The organism is Embleya scabrispora DSM 41855, from assembly GCF_000372745.1.
Lineage (GTDB): Bacteria > Actinomycetota > Actinomycetes > Streptomycetales > Streptomycetaceae > Embleya > Embleya scabrispora.
Genome location: NZ_KB889561.1, coordinates 347,168 through 368,917, shown reverse-complemented (window position 1 = coordinate 368,917; position 21,750 = coordinate 347,168). Strand labels below are relative to the sequence as shown.

The following is a 21,750-nucleotide window of genomic DNA, read 5'->3' as shown; positions in this document are numbered from 1 at the left end:
GGGCCGCACCGCCGACGAGCACATGTCGCCGCGACGACGCGAGACCACGTCGCCGACCGGGACATCGCACCGCATGGGCGGCCCCGTACCGGCGGATTCCCGTCCGTCGACGCTACGAGAAACGAGATCCGAAGATGCGAATCGACCACCCCGCGCCCCGCGCGGCGACCGTACCGAACGCCGGCCGAAAGGGAAGCTCCATGTCCACTCTTCGCACCACCCTCGTCACCCTGTCCACCGCGGCACTGCTCGCCGTCCCGGCGACACTGGTCACGGCCTCGACCGCCGGGGTCGCCTCCGCCGAGCCGGGACCGGGATGCGCGCAACTGGGCAACCACGGTCCCGGCTGGGCGGACGTCGTCAACGACTGCTCGCACGGCATCAACGCCTCCGTCGAAGTCGACGGTTATGACCCCGACTGCATCGCGATCCCGGCGAAGGAGAGCCGCAGGGTCAGCTTCGCGGCGGACGCGGCCGCCTACTACGCGTACGAGTGCTGAGCATTCATCCCCCTCGGCGGTGCCCCGACCGGCTGCGACAGCCGGTCGGGGCACCGCCCTCGTCGAGTGGGAGCGCCGACCTCGGCTCATCCGGTCGCCGACGCCGCCCCCGCGCATCCCGCGTCGCGCCAGAAGTCGAGGTTGTGCGCGCTCGCGTAGTCGACGGGCCCGATCCGCTCCGGAGCCAACGACTGGGTCTGCGGCGGTGCGGACGACGCCGGTGCGTCGACGAACCGGGGCCAGTACGGCAGACCCGAGCGATTCGGGTTCCCCTCGGCCGCGAAGGCCGCCCAGTAGTCGGTCATGGTGCCCGACAGCCGCACCTGGGCGGGTGTGAACAGGGGTTGTGCCGCCGGGTCTTCGAAGAGGTAGGGCGTGTCCGCCGCGTGGTAGGCGCCGAAGTCGAAGCGGCCGGGCAGCGGCAGGTACATCGGGGCATTGCGATCGGCGAACTCGTAGGCGTAGGTCGGCACGAAGCGGCCGAAGGCGGTGTTCTGCGCGTACGTGCCGCGCGCCCACATGCGGTCGGTGACCACTGTGGACCAGGCCAGGGCGGGGGAGGCGAAGTCGCGCACCGGATACTCGGCGAGCACACAGTCACGCCGGCCCGGGAACGCGGTCTCCACCGCCTGCCCGTACTGCTCCTCGGTGAACGGACGGGTCACCGGGTCGTAGGTCGCGCCGACGAACAGGCGATGCTCGTCACGGGTGGCCCCGGAGAGCACCGGCACCCGGTGGAATCGGCCCTCGCGCAGCGCCTGTTCCGGCAGCTCGGGCAGGATCTCGTTGCCGAAGGCGAAGGCCTGGAAGGCATTCATGATGTACGGGACTCGAAACAACCGCTCGACCGGCAGCGCGCGCAGGCAGCGCAGCACCTCATCGGGATTCGGCGCCGAACAGCCCAGGGACGCGGCCGTCTCGACCCCGGTGTCCTGCATCTCGCGCGTGGTGCGCCAGCTGTACCACGGATACGCCGGTACGCCCGGGCCCATGGCTCCGGCGGGCATGTCCATCATGGCCTCGCCGCTGGAGAGGGCGGCTCCCCGGAACAGGCCGCGGGCGGTGGGCGAGGTGAGGTGCGCGCCGATCGCCGCGGCGCCGAACGACGAACCCGCCACCGTCACCCGCTCGGGATCACCGCCGAAGGCGCCCGCGTTGCGCCGCACCCAGCGCAGCGCGGCCTGCTGATCCTGGAGGGCGAACGTGCCCGAACCGGGCAGACCCGGATGGGCGAAGCCGCCGAAGACGCCCAGGCGGTAGTTGATGGTGACCACGACCACCCCGCGGTCGGCGAACCGGCGGCCGTCGAAGAACTCGCCGCCGCCGACGGTGCCGTCCCCGTGGATCCACACCAGCACCGGCGCGGCTCGTCCGGGGGTGGTCCGCGCCGGGGTGGTGACGTTCAGCAACAGGCAGTCCTCGTCGAGGTGGCCGGTCACCCGCGCGTGTGCGGCCGGAAGCTGCGCGCACAATGGTCCCGGCGCGGTGGCGTCCCGAACGCCCCGCCACGGTGGGACCGGCCGCGGCGCGGCCCAGCGGTGCTCGCCGGTCGGCGCTCCCGCGTAGGGGATGCCGTGGAAGAGGCGGTGGTCGGCGGTTCGGACACCGCGCACCAGGCCCGCGTCGGTCCGTACCACCGTGCCGGCGGCGGATGCGGACGCGTCGAAGCGGTAGCCGAAACCGGCTGTGGAGTCGGCCGCCGCCGCGCTCGACGCCGACATCACGGCGCAGGCCAGGGCCAGTGCCGCAAGCCCTCGTCGTGCGCGCTTCGCCGGAGCTTGTCGCGCGCTCATGGTGTCGTGCTCATGGTCTTGTGCTCCCTTTCCCGGACCGAGGCTCTTCGGGTCCCCTCGCCCGCGGCGGATCAATCGGCCGTGGACCGGGTGAAACGGGTCGATCGCGCGGGCCGTGCCGGTCGCGCGGGCCGCGCGGATCGGTGGAACGGGCGTGTCGTGGTTTCGTGGGGTTGGGCGGCGGTCGTGGTCCTGCCGGCCGGTGGTTCACAGCCGCCACCGAAACCTCGGGTCCGGGGTGTAACAGCACGTCGAGCCGGTCGAGATGCCGGCTCGCAGGTGCGCCGCGAGTTCCGGGTGCCGCTCGTCCAGGCGTCGCAGGGCGTCCCGAATCCGGGCGGTGACGGTCTTGCGCGCGCGCTCGTTGTGATTGCCGAGGCGACGGACGCGTCCGCCGAGGCCGGCCGCGCGGCGCAGTTCGGCCAACAACGCGACCCGCTCCCGGTCGTATTCGGCCGCCTGCCGGTCGTCGCCGCGGTCGACGGCCTGTTCGATCTCCTCGTCGAGCCGGTCCAGGCGGCGGCGGTAACGGGTGCGCGCCTCCTCGTCCAACAACGCGTCCCCGCCCATGGCCGCCGTGGCCGACACCACGGCCCCGCCCTCGGGCGCCAGCAACCGAGTCGCCGGGACGGCGGTGCCCGGTTGCCCGAGCAGGCGGTGTACGTCCCGAAGACCCTTGGCATCGGGCATGTGCACCACACGACCGGCGAAGCTCAGCCGCCAGACGCTTCCGTCCCGGCGGAACTCGCAACAATTTTCGAGGGGTTGCGCCACCGCCGCGCCGGTCGATCCGGGTGGTGTCGTCGGCTCCGTCGAACTCGCGCGGCCGGTCGATGGGGTGCTCAGCCGTCGTACCCGGTCGACCAGGTGGATCATGCCGAGCCGGTCCGCCTCGGCCCCGGCGTCGATCAGCAGTGCCCCGGCCCGGGCGCGATCGCCGTCGGCGTCCCGGGCGAGCAGGGCGCCGGCCAATTCGATGCCGGCGCGCACCGACCAGGGACGTGCGTGCAGCCGGTCGGCCGAACGCCGGGCGTCGGCGAACTCGCGCACGGCGTCGTCCCAGTGTTCCCGCGCCGCGTCCACGATGCCCGTCCACAGGGACGCGGGCCCGCCGATGTCCCATCCGTAGAGCGAGACCAACCACCGCCCCCGGTACGGCGCCAGGGCGGCGCGCGCCTGCTCGCATCGCGCCGGATCCCGCTCGACGGCGGCGGCCTGGGCCTGGTGGCGCAACCACAGCGGAATGATGCTCCGGTGTGCCACGGTGCCGTCGCCGTCACCCACCGGCACGGCACACGGGTACCGGGGTCGGTCGCCGAACTCCAGCGCGCCGATGCCCTCCAGCAGATCGGCGAACGGGTGGTCGTGCTCGCGCAGCGCGCGGTGCGCCCGATCCAGCTCTGCGGCGTCGCCGCGCAGCAGTGCCATCGACCACGCGTGTTGGCAGCCGAAGTGCCGGTAGTTCGGCTGCGGACCGTCGAGCGCCACCACCTCGCCGAGCAGGGCCGCGGCCTCCTCGAAGCGACCCTGGCACGCGCACACCACGCTGCGATCGATCAGCGAGGTCAGCGTCATCCGAGGTGAGCCGCTCGCGCGGGCCACCGCCACCAGAGCCTGCAACTGGTCCAGGAAACGCGGATCGGCCAGTTCCAACAGAGCCACCCAGCGCAGCGATATCGCGATGTGTTCCATCCAGCGGTCGCCCCGCCGACGGGACACCTCGCTCAACTCGGTGGTCAGGAGGGCGCGTTCACGTAGGGTGTCCGGCCCCCACGACGCCTGTACGGCGGCCCACAACCCGGTCTGTAGGGCCTCGTCGTCACCGCTGCGGCGGGCGGCGGCGGTGACGTGCCGGGCCACCACGGCCGCGGGGACGCAGGGATCGCCGTACGGGGATGGGGAGTCGACCGGGGCCGCGCGGTCGGGTGGGGTGGGTTGTGCGCCTGGGGAGTACCCGGTCAGGGCGGCGTGTGCCTCGTGCGGGAGACGGGACTTCAGGCCCGATGTGTCGCCTCGGGCGTCCACGCCGAGCATGGTCAGCGCCACCAGGCCCAGCAGGACGGGGTCGTGTCGACGGGCCAGCGCGGCGGCCTCCTCGAAGGCGAGCCACGATCGCTGGTGGGCGCCGGTGAGTTGCCGAGCCAGGGCCAGGTCCAGAATCAGCTTCACCCGCCGATGCGGCGCTCGGGTGCCCAGCCGCTCCAGCGCGTGCAGGTAGTGCCGCACCGCCTCCTCGTTCGCCAGCCGGCCGGCGGCGTGGCGGGCGGCGGCCACGAGGAGGTCGACCACCGCGTCGGGAGCGAGTTCGGTGCCGGCGAGATAGGCGTGGTGGGCCGCCTCGTTCGGCCGCATCGGGTGTGCGACGGACCCCGTGGCGGGCAGTGCGCGCACCACGGCGGCGTGCAACCGGCACCGGCGGTCGTCGGCGAGCGACGTGTACAGCGCCTCGCGCACCAGGTCGTGGCGGAAAGCCACCCCGCCGTTCTCGACCGGCTCCAACACATGCGCGTCCACCGCCTGGGCCAAGAGTCGTCTTGCCGCGATCTCGCCGACTCCCGCCGCTCGGGCCAGCGGGCCGATGTCGAAGCTTGGGCCCAGCACGGATGCCACGCGAAGGAGTTCGACGACGGCCTCGTCCAGGAGGGCCAACCGTCGGTGGACGGCCGCCCGCACGCCGGGGGAGACCGCGCCGACGGGTCCACCGGCGGCCCACAACCGGGCGGTCTCCTCCACGAAGAACGGATTGCCGGCGGTGCGCCGATGCACCTCGTCGACGACCGCCTCCTCGGGCCGGGCGCCCGCGGTACGTGTCATCAACTCCGCCACCCCGACGCGGTTCAGACCGGTCGGTCGAAGGATCGCCGTCTCCGCGCCCGCCGCCGGCAGCCGCCGGCCGGCCTGGCGCGCCTCGAACTCGCGACAGGTGCCCACCACGAGCAGGCGCTCGAACCAGGTGTGCCGGGCCACGAATTCCAGCAGGCCCAGCGATGCCGCGTCGGCCCAGTGCAGGTCCTCCAGGACCAGCAACACCGGTCGGTTCCGGGACGCGGTGCCCAGCATCGTCGTCACCGCGTCGCCGATCGCGAACCCGTCCGGGCCCGCGACCCGCTCGCCGGGCGGTGTGGCGTGCTCGCCCAACAGGACGGGAAGCGTGGTCCCGGCCGCCGCTGTGATCAGGGCCCACTCGGCGTCGGTCGTCTCCCGCCGCAGATTTCGCAACGCCTGGGTCCACGGCCAATAGTCGGGCGTGGCACCGGAGTCCCAGCACGTCCCACGCAGGACACACATGTCCAGGCCCAGGGCCTCGTGTGCCATCTGTCGCACCAGCGCGGTCTTGCCGATCCCGGCCTCCCCGCCGACCAGGACCAGCCCGCCGTGGCCCGCGCGGGCCCGTTCGACCCGGGACCGCAGCACGCCCAGACAGTGGTCCCTGCCGATCAGTGCGGAAGGCACGGTGTCCTCTCGGGCCGGAACGCGGGGCCGGCGGGCGTCGAGCCGTTCTCGCCCGGAACGGGTCCGCCGACCCACCGCCGACTCTAGGAAGCCGGTGGGTGCGCGTGCCGCATCCAGAGGACTATTCCCTCGAAAGTGTGGCCGCCGGCGGGGACTCGCGGTCCCGCGCCGAACCGACCCGATATGCCTCGGGGGACAGATAGATCGTCACCCGTGACGGCCGGCCGGCCGCCTGCACCAGGGAGAGGTACGAGACGAGCCCCACCCCGTCCACCGGACGGCGCCTCGTCATCGCGCCCAGCGCACGATCGAGCGAGGTGGTGGGCAGGCCGTGGCGCCGAAGCAGCGAAGCCGCGCGATCCCGAGCGTGGTCGTCGTTCGCGGCGTAGTCCCGAACGGGTAGATGCAGTGTGTACCCGGCAGGACCGCACGCGTTGCGACCGACGAAGGACAGGCACGACACCGGCGGACGGCGATCGAAGCGATGCGTGCCGCCGGCGATCCGGCAGAACTCCACCGCGCGCCGCGCACACCGATCCGAAAACGAGCCGGCAACACGGCGCACACCGTCGAGGTCGAATCGGTGGTGGGCAACGTAGACCTTCACCCTCGGGGTCGCCCACGACCCCAGATCCAGCGCGAGGAAGGCGAACCGATCGTCGTCGGGGTACCGCGCCGCGACGTGCTCGCGCAGCAACGGCCAGGCTCGTGCGTGGCCGAACCGGGCCAGCGCCTCCTCGACGACCTCGGCCGCGTGTTCGGGGCCGTGCGCGGCGGGATCCACGTACGCCTTGAATCCCGGCCCGCCGGGCGCCGTCCGCAACTCCATCGCACACCACAGCGCGAAGGTGCCCCGCGGAGCGGCCGGGAAGAAGAGCGTCTCGACGCGGCGCAGCGGCTCCACGGAGAAACCCCAGCGCCGGGCCGTCCGTCGCAGGGCCGACCGGCCGACTCGGCCGTTCTCGGCGAGCGTCGCCGCGCCGCACCCGGGCTCGGTCAGCACCCGCACGCGCGGGCGGTCGCCGCCCGGGAAGGTCAGCGAGAATTCGGCCGGTGTGTGGTCGTCGGAGATGCACGACGGCGGCGCGGGCGCGGAGAGCGGTCGGTCGGCCCCGACGCCGAGCAACTCGGTCAGCGAATCCCGATATCGCCCTTCGGGGTCGGTCACCGCGGCGACCCGGCACAGGCGATCCAGTTGGCCGCGCAGATGATCACCCAACGTGGTGGCGCGTTTTTCGAGGTCTCGTCGCGTCGCCGCGATCTCGTGGGGGTTGTCGATACTGGTCAAGGTCGGCTCCAGGCAGTCCGTCCCGATGCCCGCCGGGTCGCCGCGGCCTCGCCCGGGAAGGGGAGGACGCGGGCCGTTCGGCGGACCGGTGGCCCGCCGGGACGGCGGGCTCTACCGGACAGGCGCCGGATTCGATCCGGCGGGTGCCGGCTCGAATCCGGCAATGCGAGGTGGTCCGTCCCGCCCGCGGGGAACGGGTGCCGCAGCGGGTCGGCTCGCCCCGAAGGTCACCGAACCGCACGGGCGTTCGCCGATCCGCCGTCGCGAACGCTGCTAGTGTCCCGCTGGTGGCAATCATGGGGTTGGGACGGCGGTTCCGCGGGTTCGCGACCGTCGCGGTGTTCGTCGCGGCGGCCGGATGTGGTGGTGGCGACGGCGGGGACGACGAACGGGACCGCGTGAGCGACCAATTCGCCCGTCAGTCGCGGGCGACGATGACCGGGGCCGGTATCGAACCCACCACCGACCGGTGCCGTCGTGCGTGGGGAATCGTCCCGGACATGACGCGGTTGAGCGAGGCACGCTTCCTGAAGACCTGCGTGAACGGGTAGCCGAGGACGGGCATGGAGGCAGTGTCGGTGCTCGATCAGGAGCGCGTCCGCGGGATGCGCGCCCGCGCGCAGGGGCTGGCCGGAAGGCTCCGGGAGGATTCCGTGGAGGCGGTCCTGCGACGGGTGTTCGCCATCCAGGCCCAGGACGCCACCGCCGCCGACCTGGGCATCCGGGTACGCGGCCGAAACATCGACGCGGACGACATCCGCGTCGCCTACGAGGACGAGAGAAGTATCGTCCGCGGCTGGTTCATGCGCGGCACCCTGCACACCGTCGCCGCCGCGGACGTCCGCTGGATCCTGCGACTGCTCGCGCCCCGCATCCTCGGCGCCACCGATCGCCGCTACCGCGAACTCGGCTTGGACGAAAGCCTGCGCGAGCGCGCGGACCGCCTGATCCGGCGCGTCCTCACCGCACACGGGCCGCTCACGCGGCCCGAGCTGACGGAACACCTCGCCACCCTCGGAATCGCGACTCACGGGCAGGCGCCGTTCCATCTGATCCGCCACGCGGCACTCACCGGCATCCTGTGCCAGGGTCCACGGCGCGCCGGCGAAGCCGGCTACGTCCTGCTCGACGACTGGCTGCCGGTGCAACCCGGGGTTCGGGAACCGGAGACGGACGCCGCACTCACCGAACTGGCCCTGCGCTACCTGAGGGCGCACGGGCCCGTCGATGCGGCGGACTTCGCGACCTGGTCGGGCCTGCCGATCACGTGGGCCCGCACGGCCTGGAAGGCGCTGGGCCGGGCGGGTGCGATCACCGCCGACGGCGAGCCGACCGGGGCGAGCGATCGTGGCGAGGGCCCGGCCGGCACGCCGTCCGAAACCCCGGACGTGCGGATGTTGCCGGCCTACGACAACTACCTCGTCGGCTACCGCACCCGCGAACTGTCCGTCCCCGCCGCGTATGAGGGCCGAATCCGGCCGGGCGGCGGCCTGATCCGCCCCACCGTCGTCGTCGACGGCCTGGCCGTCGCCACCTGGACCCGCCTGGCCGCCGGCCGCTCCGTCGAGGTGGACGCGTTCGAGCCGCTGCCGGCTCTCGTCGAAGCGGGCGTCGCCGCCGAACGGGCAGAGGTCATCGACTTCCTCCGGCACGGCACCTGCCCGCCGGAATGAACCCCGCGAGCCCGGTGATGCCGGGAGGTGGAGCGGACGGCCCGCGATGCGCGGGCGGGTGCGTGTGGGGCGTCGGCCGGGGTGACGGGTCGCGGACGGTCGGTGGGTGTCGGGTCAGCAGGCGTTGAGGATCGTGGTGAGCGCGCTCTTCTCGGTGGAGTCGACGGTGAGCGCGTAGTCGTGCTTGACCTGGACCCAGGCTCGGGCGTAGGTGCAGCGGTAGGACGCCTGCGGGAGCCACTGGGCGGGATCCTTGTCGCCCTTGGAGCGGTTGGACGAGGCCGAGACGGCGATGAGTTGGGGAGCGCTCACGTCGTTGGCGAAGGCGCGACGTCGGGTCGTGGTCCAGGCCCAGGCGCCGGAGGCCCAGGCTTCGGACAACGGTACGAGGTGGTCGATGTCGAACGTCGACGGGTTGGTGGTCACCACGTTGTCGTAGGCGCTGGTCCAGGTGCCGGAGGTCGCGGTGCACCCGCTGTTCGTGCTCACGCCGGTGCCGTCGCGCCTGAGGATCCATTCACGGGTGTCACAGGTCCCGGAGATGGTGATCCAGGTCGGGAACAGGTCGCGGTCGTAGCTGTCGCCGTGGGTCTCGGCGGTCGCGGTCGTGCCGGCCAGGTACGAGCGGGCGGTCGCCGCCGATATCGGCGTGGGCGGCACGGCATGCGCGGGGGCGGTCGCGGTGGCTGTCGCCGCGAGAACAAGTCCGGCTATGCATACGGTGGTTGCGGCACGGCGCAGCGCGGGCGAAGTGGACACGGCGGGGCCTCCCGAAGGCGGTGGCGGCATCCGGCCCGGATCCGGGCGCGGATCGGCGCGCCCAGCGTGCCCGAGCAACCCGGTCCACCGGGACCCCGCGCGGCATGAATTCTTGGTGACGAGGCACCGCCGAGTCCCGTACGCGCACGAGAGGTTGTCGTGAACTCGGCCGAAGAGGCGGGTCGTCGGGGGATCGTGAGCGGTCCGCCGATCCGGCGCGTGTCGTGATCGAGGCGGGTGCGGGTGTCGGACGAGCGCGGGGCGTTCGGAACGTCCATCGGGTTCGGTGCGTCGGAATGTCGTGGGCTTCGTCGGGAGCCGGCCCGTGATGCGGTACGAATCGGAGGACATCCATGCGCATTGGTCGACGACCGGCCGACCTCGGCCCCAGGAACGGAGGTCGGGCGCTCGCCCGACGGGCTCGGGAACTGGCCGCCGAGGGCAAGGAGCGTCGCGCATCGGTCCGGGCGTTCACCGCGTACGAGTTGCTCACCGAGGACTTGCCGACGCGCGACGCGTTCGCGACCGCGGACGCCTTCGAGGACTGTGCCGCGGCGTTCACCACGTTGGGCAACCACGGGATGGCCTTCCGCTGCCTGAGCAGCGCCATCGAGGTGATGGGCCGATTGCGCGAGGCCGAGCCCGAGAACGGGCTCGCGCACGTTCGGTTCGGCGTCCTCGGCTTCGCGGCCTACACGTCGGCCGTGGCCGGCGGCCGAGAGCCGGCCGCGCTCGTGGACGTGCTGGAGTTCACCGTCCGCGCCCTGACGACCGGTCCGGAACCGGGCCGCGCCGAACCGGACACCCTCATCGAGGCGGCGAAGGCACTGGCCGACCGTTATGACGAAGGCAACCGGCCCGACGAAGCGGCGGCCGTCAGACGAGTGGCCGAGGGCATGGCCGAATCGGACTGACCCGCTCTCGGTGGCGCGTTTCCCCGCGGGCGGCGGTGCTACGGCCCGAACCGCCGCCCGTGGGCGATGCGTTCGCATCGAACGCGCGTCGCCCGTCGTCCCGCACGGGGTGGCCGGCCGCACCCCGCTCGGGAAGTCCGAGCGGGTGCGCCCTTGTCGGCGTCGGGGTGTGGTCGGCGGGTTCGTTCAGAGTTTGGTCACTTCGGTGTCGGTCACCCATACGTTGACCGAACGGGTGCCGCCCAAAAGGCCCGGGAGGGTGAAGGCCACGTCGAGGCGTCCGTCGAATCGGTGGCCCACGACTACGCCCCGGGTCCCCGCGGGGACCGACTGGGCGAGGGCACCGCCGAGGTCCTGGACGGCCTTGACCTTCGTTCCGATTTCCACAGTTGGCCTTCCTCGTCGTCGATGGGCAGCGGTCTCGTGGCTCCGACGCCGATGCCGGGCCATGGGTCGGATCGGGCGGGCGGATGCGCGTGGCGTCGGGTGGCGCGGTCGGTCACGACCGGCCGCGCGACTCGGTGCCGCGGTCCTGTTGCAGGCGCCACAGTTCGGCGAACAACCCGTCCGTGTCGGCCAGCAGTTCCTCGAACGCACCGCGCTGTACGACACGGCCCGATTCCATGACGACGATCTCGTCGGCCACCGCCACGTTGGCCAGGCGATGGGTGACCAGCACCACGGCGCTGCCCCGGGCGATGTCGCGCAGCCCGGCGAAGATCCGGTGCTCGGCCCGGGGGTCGAGCGCGGAGGTGGGTTCGTCCAGGCAGATCAGGCCCGGTTCCGCGTACAGGGCGCGGGCGATGCCGAAGCGCTGCCATTGACCCACGGACGGGTCGATGCCGCCCCACCACTCACGGGCCAGGAGCGTGGCGAGGCCGCGGGGGAGTCCGGCGATGACGTCGTCCGCGCCGGAGGCCGCCGCCGCGCGATCGAGGGCGTCGGCGTCGTCGGCGCGGGGTTGGCCGAGGTTGATGTTCAGGCGGGCGGACAGCGGCCACCGGGCGATTTCCTGCGGGACGTACCCGAGGTGGGCCCAGGCGGCATGCGGGTCGAGGTCCGCGATGTCGTTCCCGTCCCAGGTGACCCGGCCCTCGTGTGGCAGGTAGAGACCGCACAGGAGGCGGGAGAGGGTGGACTTGCCGGAGCCGTTTTCGCCGACCAGGGCCAGGATCCGGCCCTTGCGCACCTCCAGGTCGACGCCGTCCACGGCAGCGGTCGCCTTGCCCGGATAGTTGTACGTGACCTTCTCCGCGCGCACGACGACCGGCGAATTCGGGGTGCGGGTGCCCCGCTTCATGCCGTGGCCGCCGGCTTCGTCCAGGAAACGGGCCCAGTCGTCGAGGTAGAGGCCGACGCTGTACAGCCGGCTGCCCGAGATCACCAGAGCGCCCAGTGCCGTTCCCACCGTGCGCAGCGCGATGACGGCGGTGCCCGCGGCGGCCACCGACATCGCGCCGGTGGACAGCAGGTAGGCGAGCGTGGCCCACACCAGGCTCGCGGCCAGGCCGCCCATGGCGGCGCCGACCAGGCCGATCTTCGCGGTGGTCCAGGCGCCGGCCTGGGTGACGCGTTGCACGCGTTCGGCGGCGATCGAGTACCGGTTCAGCAGGTACGGCGCCATCGTGCACGCGCGCACCTGGTCGGCCCAGCGCTGGTCGGAGATGTGCCACCGCAGCATGTTGAGCAGCCGCCGCTCGTCCTGGGTGCGGAGTGTGGTCAGGTACTCGACCCTGGCTCCGCGTACCGCCGCGACGCCGCGAGGGAGCGCACCGAGCAGGAGCAGGGGGAGCAGCACCGGGTGCAGGATGGTGAGCACGGACGCGGCGGCGATCAGGGACGCGCAGGCGGCGAGCACGTCCTGCGATTGCGGCATCAGGCCGCGCATCGACTGGAGGCCGCGATCGGCCGCATCCCATCGGTCCTGGTAGCCGGGGTGGTTGTAGGCGGCCAACTCGGCCCGGGAGGCGGCCTGGAGGAGGAGCCATTCGGATTCGCGGGTCAGGCGAGGGGTGACCCGGGCGGACAGGCCGACGACGGCGATGCCCAGTACGGCGCGCACGCCGACCGCCGAGGCGAGCAGGACGATCGAGGGCAGGGCCTCGCGCAGGCGGTCGGTGACGTCGCCGGCGGAGATCAGTGCGGTGATCGTGCCCGTCGTCGCGAGCAGACCACCGGCTTCCAGGAGCCCCGCGAGGACCTGGCACACCAGCAGCGCGATCAGCGCGCCCGGGTCGGCCCGCCAGGCCAGGCGCATCGCGCGGATGATCAGTCGGGGCAGGCGGGCCGCCATCGCCCGGGTGGTGATCCTGGTCAGCGCGACCGCGGTGTCGCGTCCGGGTGGTGCGAACTGCGGTTCCTGGTCGACCGGTTCGTCCGCGTCGGGTTCGGCCGGTTCGGCCGCGGCCGGTGGCGCGCTCGGCACGGCGGGGGCGGTCGGTCGATCGGCGCCGGCCTGGTGGGGAATGTCGGAGGAGCGGGGTTTCGCGTGTGATGAGGAGGGGTCTCCTCCGGTGGCTCTCGTGCTCATCGCGGTGCCTCCTGAACGTGCGGGCGAGATCGCCTGCGGGAGTGTCCGCTCATGCTTCTGGCGTGTGCCCGGCCCCGGCAGAGCGCACCGATGTGCGAGCAAGGCGCGGGGGCGAGGAGGGCGCCCGGATCGGACGCTCGACCAAACGAGTCGCTGCCGGGCGTGATCGGACGGCCTCCGGGAAGGACCGCGCAGGGTCCGGGATCTCGTCGGCGCCGCCGCCGCGCGCCGGGCGCACGCGGGCGGAGAACGAGACGTCCGCGAACGGGTGGCACGCGCGGGGGCGCCGTCCGCACCCGAGTCCGGCGGTCGGTTCAGCCGGCGGTGCCGCCGGTGGGGATCGTTCGTTCGAAGAAGGTCTCGAGCACCACCGTGGCCTGTGTGCTGCTGACTCCGTCGATCGCGTGGATGCGGCGCAGCACGTCCTGCATCGCCTCGGTCGACGTGGTGCGGACCTTGAGCAGCACCGAGGCCGTCCCGGCGATCACATGCGCTTCCTGGATCTCCGTGACGGCTGCGAAGGCCGGGCCGGAGTCACCCATCCAGGCCACCGAGTCGACGGTGACGAAGGCCAGGACGTCCAGGCCCACCGCTGCCGGGTCCACGTCGACGACGGTACGGCGGATCACACCGCTTGCCCGCAGCTTGCGCACTCGCTCGTGCGCGGCACCGGCGGACAGTCCCACCTCCCTGCCGAGCTCGGCGTAGGTGCGGCCGGCGTCCTGCTGGAGCAGCGCGAGCAGGTCCCGGTCGATGTCGTCCATGGGCTTCCTCCGTAGTCGCGCCGATCGGGGCGGCTCGATGGTAGCGAGCGGTGCCGGACCCGCCGCGACCGCGTACGCCCGCGGTGCCGCGGGCCTCGCGGACCCGGCCGAGCGCTCGTCCGTTCCCTCCGTATCGGCTCGTCGAAACGAGATCGGGTTCACCCGGACCTTGACGACACCGAATCATATTCTGTATTCATGCAGAGAACCAAGACGATGTTCAGTGACTGCAAGGAGTCGCGAGACGATGTCGGATGCCCGCACCCCGATCTACGACGTGATCGACGAACGTTTCCGCACCGAGCGCTGCACCAACGGTGACGACCGGCTGGAGACCATTTACACCGGCGGCCGGTGGTCGGAGGGACCGCTCTACTTCCCGGCGGGGCGCTTCCTCATCTGGAGCGACATCCCCAACGACCGCATGATGCGCTGGGACGAGACCAACGGCGTCGTCAGCGTCTTTCGTTCACCCGCCGGACACCCCAATGGCAACACTCTCGACGGAGAGGGCCGCCTGGTCACCTGCGAACAGGGCAACCGGCGCGTCACCCGCACCGAACACGACGGCTCCATCACCGTGTTGGCCGACCGCTTCGGCGGCAAGCGGCTGAACAGTCCCAATGACGCCGTCGTGCATTCGGACGGTTCGATCTACTTCTCCGACCCGGACTTCGGTATCACCACCGACTACGAGGGGTACCGCGCGGAGAGCGAGATCGGGGCGACCAACGTCTATCGCATCGACCCGGTCAGTGCCGAAGTGCGCCTGGTGGCCGACGGGTTCTCCGGGCCGAACGGGCTGGTGCTGTCCCGGGACGAGCAGCGCCTCTACGTCTCGGACACCCGGGCCAACCACGTCCGGGTCTTCGACGTCCGCCCGGACGGGACCCTGTCCGAGGGTTCGGTGTTCGTCGAATGCCGTCCGGGCGAGGGCCGGTTCGACAACATCCGCTTCGACGACCGGGGCCGCCTGTGGGTCGCCGCGATGGTCGACGGCGTGCACTGCTACGACCCCGACGGCACCCTCATCGGTCGCATCCGCACGCCCGAACCCGTCGCCAACATCACCTTCGGCGGCCCCAAGCTCAACCGCATGTTCCTCGCCGCCAACAACGCGCTGTACTCGCTGGTCATGTCGGTGACGGGCACCCCGCGTCTTCCCGGACGTCGACCCGCCGTGCGCTAGCGAACGGCCAGCATCGGCAGGCGGGAGCGGGCGGAGTGCGCGGCGATGGTGGCCCAGATGTTGACCAGGTCGATCACCCCGTTCGGGTCGGGCGCCTCGCAGCGCACGGTCAACTGGTCCACCCGCTCGGCGCCCGGCGTCGACGCCGCGATCTCGGCGGCCAGCGGGATCTGGAACCCGACCTCGAAGACGAACTTCTCCGGCAGCTCCAACGCCTCCACGGTCGCGGCCTTTTCCACGGCCGCGGCCGCGCCGGCCCGGATCAGATCCTGGGCCGTGGAGGGGTGCACGCTGTTCGCCGCGTGCACGCCCTCGGCGGTCTTGACCGGCACCGTGATCACGCCCGGGAACGCCGCGGCCGTCGCCGCACAGACCTCGTTGTCGCCGGTCACCAGCCCGATCGGGACGCCGTGTTGGGCCGCGAGCAGTCCGTTGACCTCGGCCTCGGTGACGGTCCGGTTGTTCAGCCGCACCGCCCCGAAGTCGGACGAGAAGGTGTGCGCGAGCACGCCCGGTGCGCCGGCCGCCGCGTGGTAGCCGATGAACAGCGCCACCCCGTGGTTTTCGCCCAGGCCGCTCGCCATGCACTGGGCCTTGGGGCTGCCCTGGATCACCCGGGCCCGCGGGTCCAGGTCACGCGCGAGCAGGTTGTCCATCGTGCCGTGGCTGTCATTGATCAGCACGTTGTCCGCGCCCGCCGCGAACGCACCCTCGATGGCCGCGTTCGCCTCGCCGGTCATCATCTCCTGCGCGTTGCGGTAGCCGCCGCCCCCACGCACGATCTGGTCGATCGTGGCGATACCCGCGATGCCTTCCATGTCGATCGAGATGTACACGTCCATCGGGTTCTCCCGTTCGTTGCGCCCTGCTCGGCCGGTTCGCGGGGTGCGCGACGCCCCGCCGAGCATCACGCACTTCACCCCGTTCGTGCGTTGGCGATTCGTACAGGTTCGCCGACGGTTCTTCGTCGCGGGCGACGAGCCGGGCATCTCGGGTGCTGCCTACCGTGAGCGCTCACCGCGGCGCTCCCGCCGCCGATCCAGGAGGTGCTCGTCCATGGCACGATCCGCCCAGCCCCCGGCCGCCACGCCGTCGTCCGGTCGCCCGGATCTGTCGAGTGCGACGTCCCTGCCGACGCCGGAATACCTTCGGGACCGGCTCGCCGAACTGGCCGAGAAGGCGGGCATACCCGGCGCGAGCATCGCGGTCCGCCTGGGCGATCGAACCGTGACCGCGGCGGTCGGCGTGCTCGACATCGAGACCGGCTACCCCGCGACGACCGACTCGCTGTTCCAGATCGGCTCGATCACCAAGGTGTGGACCACCACCCTGGTGATGCAACTCGTCGACGAGGGGCTGATCGACTTGGACGCCCCGATCCGCACCTACCTCCCCGACTTCCGACTCGTCGACGAGGACGCCGCGGCACGGGTGACGATCCGTCACCTGCTGTGTCACACCGGCGGCTTCGAGGGCGAACTGTACGACGACCACGGCCCCGGACACGATGCCCTGGAGCGCCTGGAGGCGAGCCTGGCGACCGCCGGCAAGCCGCTGTTCCCGCCGGGCGAGACGTTCTCGTACTCCAACAGCGGATTCGACCTGCTCGGCCGCGTCGTCGAGGTGTTGACCGGCGGCACCTGGGAGAAGGCCCTGCGTGAACGCGTGATCACGCCGCTGGGTCTGACCGAGGTGGCCAACGACGCGGGCGAGTCGATCCTGCACCGCACGGCCATCGGCCACCTGGGCGGACCCGACGGGCCGGTCAAGGCGCCCATCCACCACATGTCCCGCGCCGGCGGACCCTCCGGGAGCATGCTCGCCGCGAGCGCGCGGGACCTGCTGGAGTTCGCCGCCGCGCACATCCGCCGCGGGCTGCTCCCGGACGGCACGCGCCTGCTGTCGGAGGAGTCCGCGCGAGCGATGTGCGAACCGCAGATCGAGATCATCGGGGACGGCCGCCTCGGCAGGTCGTGGGGCCTGGGCTGGAACCTGTACGACTGGCCGGGCGCATCCGTCATCGGCCACGACGGCGGCACGATCGGCCACGGTGCGATGTTGCGCGTGGTGCCCTCGCGCGAGTTCTCGGTCGCGCTGCTGACCAACGGCGGCGCGCTGTACGTCGCCTTCGACCTGGTCCGCGAACTACTGGGCACCGTGGGCGGCGTCGAGGTCCCCGACCTGCCCGCGCCACCCGCCGAACCGGTGTCGATCGACGTGGGCTACGTCGTCGGCCGGTATGCGTCGCCGGCCATGCGGATCGACATCGCCGAGACCGAGGACGGCCTGACCTTCACCGCGCAAACCATCGGGCCCATCGCCGAACTGGTCGGCGACGAGGCCGCCACCAGCCGGGTCGTGCCGTTGGACGCGCGAACCCTCATCACCGCCGAACCCGAGGGCGGGCGACACGCCTCGTACGTGTTCCTCGGTGCCGGCGAACAGGCCGAATTCCTGCATATGGGACGGGCGTTGCGCCGGGTCAGGGACAGCGCGACCCCCGCCGGGTGACGAGCGCGGTCGTGGACGGCGCCGCCGGGGCGCCGTCGGCGCCGACCGCTATGTCCATCTCATGTCGAGTGCGCTCAGCGCCTCGATCCGGTCGGCCGGCCAACCGGCCCGTCGCCGGCGGGCGTTGGCCAAGGCGACACCGAGCCTGACCGGATGCGCGGCGCCGTCCATCTCGATCGTCTCGACGTGCCCCCGCGGCACCCGCAGGTGCCCCTCACGAGCCCGAAACGCCCGTGCCGCGGTCAGGGTGAGCCGCCAGCGGTCCACCGGCCGCGCCGGTTGGGGCCGCTCGCCCGAACGCTCGGCGGGCACCGGCACACCCACCGAACGCAGGGCCCGCCGCTGCGCCTCGGTCGGCGTGCCCGCGCCGCGCAGTTGCCGGTGCAGCCAGGCGCCGACGTCCTCGCCGCCGATGGTGTGGCCCGGGACGAGGTCATCCGGCTTTCCGCCGGCTTCGAGGTGCAGCCGCACCAGCGCGAGCATGCGCTGCCACTCCAGGGACCAGCGCTGCGCCGGGTCCGGACGACCGGCGGGGTTCCAGTCCGGGTCGATCGCGGCGATCCGATCCCAGCGTTCGGCCCAACGGACGGGGTTCTTGCGGGAGCTCAGGGGTCTGCGGCAGTTGGCCAGGAATTGCCCGACGGGATAGTTGTTGACGGCGGCGGTCTTGGGCGCGGCGAGGTGGCCGTGGACGGCGAAGTACGCCCGGCACATCGCGAGTCCGTCCTCGAACGCGGTGTCGTCGGTGTTCCAGACCATGCCCAGCGCCTCGAGCAGCTTGATGCGGCGCAGCGTGATCGCGCCCACGGCCCAGGCCCGACGCTGTTCGCTGATCCACTGTCCGATCGGGTAACCGGTGCCGGTCTCGGGGTCGTAGTCGATGGCCTCCAGCGGCACGCGCAGGTCTCCCTGGACGGCGTGCCGGCGGCGGGCCGCCAGGTAGCCGCGGCGCCAGTCGCGGCGCTCGGGGTCGATCACCCGCAGGTTGACGAAGTCGGCGAGGAGGGCGGGATCGCGCTCGGTCATGAACCGCACCAGGAAGCGTTCCTCGGCATCCCTGTCGGCCGCCCGCTCGTCCTCGCCCACGTACTCCCCGTCGTCGCGGTCCCCGGTGTCCGCGCTCGCCGCGTGACCGGATGCCGGCTCGGACTCGGCGTCGCCGGTGTCGTCGTCCCGGGCCGGCCCGGCGCCGGGGGGCGAGAGCCGAACAGCGCTGCCGCTGGGCGCGGGCGTGGCGAGCATGTCCAGGACGCGGCTGTCGTGCGCGGCCAACGCGTGCAGCACGCGCACCAGGAAGTGGTACGAGTCGGAGACGAGCATGTCGTCGGGCTGCTCGCCGGCGGCCAGGAAGACCGGCACGATGATGGTCGCCAGGCGACCCTCGTGCGGTTCCTGGCGCAGGACCCGGCCGATCGCCTGGACGATTTCGATCACGCTGAGCTTGGGGTCCATGAACGCGACCGCGTCGGCGCGCAGGTCGACGCCCTCGGCGAGCACACGCACATTGGAGAGCACCGCCCGCCGGGTCGTCGTCTTTCGGTCGGCGTCGGCGAGTTCGAAGAGTCCGGCCCGTTCGACGCGATCGGTGTGCGCGGCGAAGTCGGCCAACACCCGGCGCCGGTGACCGACCTCGTGCTCGCCGCACAACCAGTCCGCCCACACCGCCGCCGGAAAACGCTCCGGGTCCCGCTCGTGCAACCGCGCCGCGACCGCGGGCAGCGTCTGCGCACATGCCTCCGCCTCGACGGTCCGCGCGTGGTAGGCGATCACCGTGGCCAGATCCTGCTCGGCGGCCACGCGCAGCACGGCGGTCTGCAGGGCCGCCAGTCGTGCGGCCCGGTATTCCTCGATCTCCCGCGGGCTGCGCCGGCCCGGGCCCCGGTTGAGGTCGACGCCGGCCTCGGCGGCGAGGTCGTGTACGTGCGGGTCGGCCACGTCGACCACGACGATCCGCGGTTTGGCGAGCAGCCCGAGCCGGCAGCCGGCCGCGAGCTCCAGACGGTGGACGGTGCTGCCGAAGATGCGTTCGTCGTCCATCGACGCCACCGCGTGCACGGGCAGCGCCGAGTGCACGGGCCGGCCGCCGCGCACCCGCACCGGCGGTCGGTCGTCGTCTTCGCCGTGCCCGACCCGGTCCTCGATGTCGACGTCGCCCGCACGCGGCGACTCCGGCGCCGCGTCCTCCCACGCCTGCTCGTCGACCAGCACGGAGGGCTGCGCGTCCGCGCCCTCGCCGGTGCCCTCGCTGTAGGCGCTGTTGCCGGGCGGCTCCCACACGCGTGGCGTCGCGGTGAGGTACAGCCGCGCCTGGGCCGGGAGCCGTCGATCGTCGTGCACGGCGGCCCAGCGTTTGCCCAGCCACCCGCTCGTGCGGTGCCCCTCGTCGATACAGACCAGTCGCCAAGGCGCCAACCGCAGCCCGTAGAGGCCCTGGTGGGCGGTCAGGATGGTGTCCAGGGACTGGTAGGTGGCGTAGACGGTGAGCGGGCCGTCCCGGTCCGCCCACAGCGCGAGTCGCGGTGCGCTCGTGGTGGTCCGTACGCCGGCCTCGGCCAGCGCGCGATCGCCGGTCGGCGAGCACACCGCGAGCTGGTTGCCGCCCACGCGTCCGGCCCGCTGCCAGGCGGTCACCGTCTGCACGAGCAGGTCGAGCGTGGGCACCAGGACCAGGACGCGGTCGTGGCCGGCCAGCGTGGCGGCGGCGCCCGCGGCGACCCAGGTCTTCCCGGTACCGCAGGCCATTACGGCGGTGGCGCGGCGCCCGCTGTACGGGCCGCTCGCGACCGCGTCGGGATCGGGGTTCTCGAGTTCACGGACGATCGCGGCGAGGGCATCGCGCTGATGCGGGCGCAGCGCGGGCGCGGAGTCGCGCGCGAAACGCCGCGTCGCAGGCGTTGAGCGGTTCCGCATCGGTGTGTGTCTCCACGTGTACGAGGTGCCGCGGCCGCGGTCGGAGCCGGCCGGGCTTCGTGGAAATGGTAGGCGCCCGACGGACCCGACCGCGGCCGCGAGCATCCCGGCACCGTCCGGGATCCGGACCGCCGACACACCGCGGCGCGGTCGGCCGACGTCGCCCCGGGATCACCGGTTCGGCTCCGGCGTCGGTCGATCCCGCACCGACAGCAGCACCAGCACGATGGACAACACCGACCCGGCCGTGAGCACCGGCCACACCTGATGGCCGAGCCGGATGAACAGCCATCCGCCGACGACCGGGCCGACCGCCGCGCCCAGGCTCCAGGCGAAGTGGAAGCCGCCGATGTAGTGGCCCTTGAGGTGCGCGGGCCCGGCGACCACCGGGTAGGCCGTGGTGGCCGGCCCGCCGAGGATCTCGCCGACGGACCAGATCAGCGTGCCGAGCAGGATGACGGCCGGGCCGAGCGGCAGCCCGTACACGGCGACGCCGACGCCCACCAGGACGAGCGCCCACGCGATCGTCAAGCGCTGCGACCACGCCTGCGCGTACTTGGTGACCAGCAACTCGAAGGAGATGACGATGAAGCCGTTCAGCGATACCGCGAGCGTGTACCAGAGGATCGCCACGCCGCTGTCCCGCACGTCCAGCGGCAGTGTGGAGAGGTATTGCACGTAGACGACGCCGAAGAAGAAGATCGCCACCAGGTAGAGCGTGTACCGCCGATCGCGCAGCATCGCCCGGTAGCCGCCGCGCCCGGCCCCGACCTTCCCGTCCGCGTCGGCGCCCTTCTCGTCCGGGTCCGCGTTCGCGGGCTCGGCCCCCTTGGCCGCGCCGTCGGCGGACCGTGCCGGCAGGGTCAGCCACGCGATGGTCGCGTAGAAGAGCGAGATCAGCGCCTCGACCCAGAACACCAGGGCATAGCTCTTGTCGGCCAGGTTGTAGAGCGCGAACCCGAACAGCGGTGCGACGGTGGTGCCCAGGTTCAGACCGAAGCGGTACATCGCGAAGATCATCACCTGGCGATTCGCCGGGGTGAGATCGGACAGCAGCGTCGCCGACGCCGGCCGGTAGAGCTGCCCGGCCAGGCTCACCAGGGCCACGGCGACCAGGATCGGGCCGAACGAGGGCAGGTAGAGGATGGCGGCCAAGGGCACGCTCGCCCCCACCATGCTCAGCACGCTCGCGTTGCGCGCCCCGAGCCGGATCGACAGCGCTCCGCCCAGCAGCACCCCCACGATGGCGCCGCCGCCGTACACGCCCAGCGCGAACGCCGCCTGCCCGGCGGAATAGCCCTGTGAGGTCAGGAAGAGCACCAGGAAGATGTTCAGGAACGCGCCGAGACGGTTCACGAACGCACCGGCGAGAAGCGTCTTCGCCGGGAGCGGAGCGTGCCGGAACGTGGCCACCACGGCGGCCCGTTCGTGTGCGTGGGTCTCTCCTTGGGCGACGTCGGTCATGG

General features: G+C 72.3%; 16 protein-coding genes. 6 read left to right on the top strand and 10 right to left on the bottom strand.

Going from position 1 to position 21,750, the window contains the following annotated elements; genetic code table 11:
- Positions 1 to 200 precede the first annotated feature (200 nt).
- Positions 201 to 500: a hypothetical protein gene (locus tag A3IC_RS0101510; RefSeq protein ID WP_158695768.1), complete on the top strand. Its 300-nt coding sequence runs from the start codon at positions 201 to 203 to the stop codon at positions 498 to 500.
- An 86-nt stretch (positions 501 to 586) separates the two neighbouring features.
- Here the strand turns inward: A3IC_RS0101510 and A3IC_RS51930 are convergent, their stop codons facing one another.
- The 3 genes from A3IC_RS51930 to A3IC_RS51925 form a co-directional block, all read right to left on the bottom strand.
- On the bottom strand, positions 587 to 2,293 hold the full coding sequence (locus A3IC_RS51930) for a carboxylesterase/lipase family protein (RefSeq protein WP_205354339.1): 1,707 nt from the start codon (positions 2,291 to 2,293) through the stop codon (positions 587 to 589).
- Positions 2,294 to 2,500: 207 nt separating this feature from the next.
- The gene (locus tag A3IC_RS0101500; RefSeq protein WP_040875937.1) at positions 2,501 to 5,746 is read right to left on the bottom strand and encodes an ATP-binding protein; all 3,246 of its coding nucleotides are present in this window, start codon (positions 5,744 to 5,746) and stop codon (positions 2,501 to 2,503) included.
- Positions 5,747 to 5,867: 121 nt separating this feature from the next.
- Positions 5,868 to 7,034 (bottom strand): tryptophan dimethylallyltransferase family protein, encoded by a 1,167-nt coding sequence (locus A3IC_RS51925; protein WP_020548288.1) that lies wholly within the window; start codon positions 7,032 to 7,034, stop codon positions 5,868 to 5,870.
- Between the two features lie 287 nt (positions 7,035 to 7,321).
- Between A3IC_RS51925 and A3IC_RS0101490 the strand changes: the two genes are divergently transcribed.
- Both A3IC_RS0101490 and A3IC_RS0101485 read left to right on the top strand, forming a co-directional pair.
- Positions 7,322 to 7,585, top strand: coding sequence for a hypothetical protein (locus tag A3IC_RS0101490; RefSeq protein WP_026217760.1), 264 nt, complete (start codon positions 7,322 to 7,324; stop codon positions 7,583 to 7,585).
- Positions 7,586 to 7,597: 12 nt separating this feature from the next.
- Positions 7,598 to 8,707 carry a winged helix DNA-binding domain-containing protein gene (locus tag A3IC_RS0101485; RefSeq protein WP_020548286.1) on the top strand — a complete coding sequence of 370 codons (1,110 nt, stop codon included), beginning with the start codon at positions 7,598 to 7,600 and terminating at the stop codon, positions 8,705 to 8,707.
- 114 nt (positions 8,708 to 8,821) lie between these two features.
- Here A3IC_RS0101485 and A3IC_RS0101480 read toward each other — a convergent pair whose 3' ends face one another.
- Positions 8,822 to 9,496: an HNH endonuclease family protein gene (locus tag A3IC_RS0101480; protein ID WP_079026180.1), complete on the bottom strand. Its 675-nt coding sequence runs from the start codon at positions 9,494 to 9,496 to the stop codon at positions 8,822 to 8,824.
- Positions 9,497 to 9,819: 323 nt separating this feature from the next.
- Between A3IC_RS0101480 and A3IC_RS0101475 the strand changes: the two genes are divergently transcribed.
- Positions 9,820 to 10,380, top strand: a complete 561-nt coding sequence (locus tag A3IC_RS0101475; protein ID WP_020548284.1) for a hypothetical protein — start codon at positions 9,820 to 9,822, stop codon at positions 10,378 to 10,380.
- Between the two features lie 186 nt (positions 10,381 to 10,566).
- Here the strand turns inward: A3IC_RS0101475 and A3IC_RS0101470 are convergent, their stop codons facing one another.
- The 3 genes from A3IC_RS0101470 to A3IC_RS0101460 form a co-directional block, all read right to left on the bottom strand.
- Entirely contained in the window at positions 10,567 to 10,767 is a 201-nt protein-coding gene (locus A3IC_RS0101470; protein WP_020548283.1) for a hypothetical protein, read from the bottom strand.
- 112 nt (positions 10,768 to 10,879) lie between these two features.
- On the bottom strand, positions 10,880 to 12,910 hold the full coding sequence (locus tag A3IC_RS0101465) for an ATP-binding cassette domain-containing protein (RefSeq protein ID WP_086018393.1): 2,031 nt from the start codon (positions 12,908 to 12,910) through the stop codon (positions 10,880 to 10,882).
- 314 nt (positions 12,911 to 13,224) lie between these two features.
- Positions 13,225 to 13,674 carry an Lrp/AsnC family transcriptional regulator gene (locus A3IC_RS0101460; protein ID WP_020548281.1) on the bottom strand — a complete coding sequence of 150 codons (450 nt, stop codon included), beginning with the start codon at positions 13,672 to 13,674 and terminating at the stop codon, positions 13,225 to 13,227.
- A gap of 247 nt (positions 13,675 to 13,921) precedes the next feature.
- Between A3IC_RS0101460 and A3IC_RS0101455 the strand changes: the two genes are divergently transcribed.
- Positions 13,922 to 14,863: an SMP-30/gluconolactonase/LRE family protein gene (locus A3IC_RS0101455; RefSeq protein WP_020548280.1), complete on the top strand. Its 942-nt coding sequence runs from the start codon at positions 13,922 to 13,924 to the stop codon at positions 14,861 to 14,863.
- Here the strand turns inward: A3IC_RS0101455 and A3IC_RS0101450 are convergent.
- The gene (locus A3IC_RS0101450) at positions 14,860 to 15,705 is read right to left on the bottom strand and encodes a M55 family metallopeptidase (RefSeq protein WP_026217757.1); all 846 of its coding nucleotides are present in this window, start codon (positions 15,703 to 15,705) and stop codon (positions 14,860 to 14,862) included. The two genes, A3IC_RS0101455 and A3IC_RS0101450, sit on opposite strands and share 4 nt — an antisense overlap.
- Before the next feature lie 214 nt (positions 15,706 to 15,919).
- Here A3IC_RS0101450 and A3IC_RS0101445 point away from each other — a divergent pair, with 214 nt between their 5' ends.
- The gene (locus tag A3IC_RS0101445; protein WP_052173160.1) at positions 15,920 to 17,374 is read left to right on the top strand and encodes a serine hydrolase domain-containing protein; all 1,455 of its coding nucleotides are present in this window, start codon (positions 15,920 to 15,922) and stop codon (positions 17,372 to 17,374) included.
- 48 nt (positions 17,375 to 17,422) lie between these two features.
- Here A3IC_RS0101445 and A3IC_RS51920 read toward each other — a convergent pair whose 3' ends face one another.
- On the bottom strand, positions 17,423 to 20,284 hold the full coding sequence (locus A3IC_RS51920; protein ID WP_158695767.1) for a DEAD/DEAH box helicase: 2,862 nt from the start codon (positions 20,282 to 20,284) through the stop codon (positions 17,423 to 17,425).
- A gap of 171 nt (positions 20,285 to 20,455) precedes the next feature.
- Complete coding sequence (locus A3IC_RS0101435) at positions 20,456 to 21,748, bottom strand: MFS transporter (protein ID WP_020548276.1); 1,293 nt, start codon at positions 21,746 to 21,748, stop codon at positions 20,456 to 20,458.
- Positions 21,749 to 21,750: the final 2 nt, after the last annotated feature.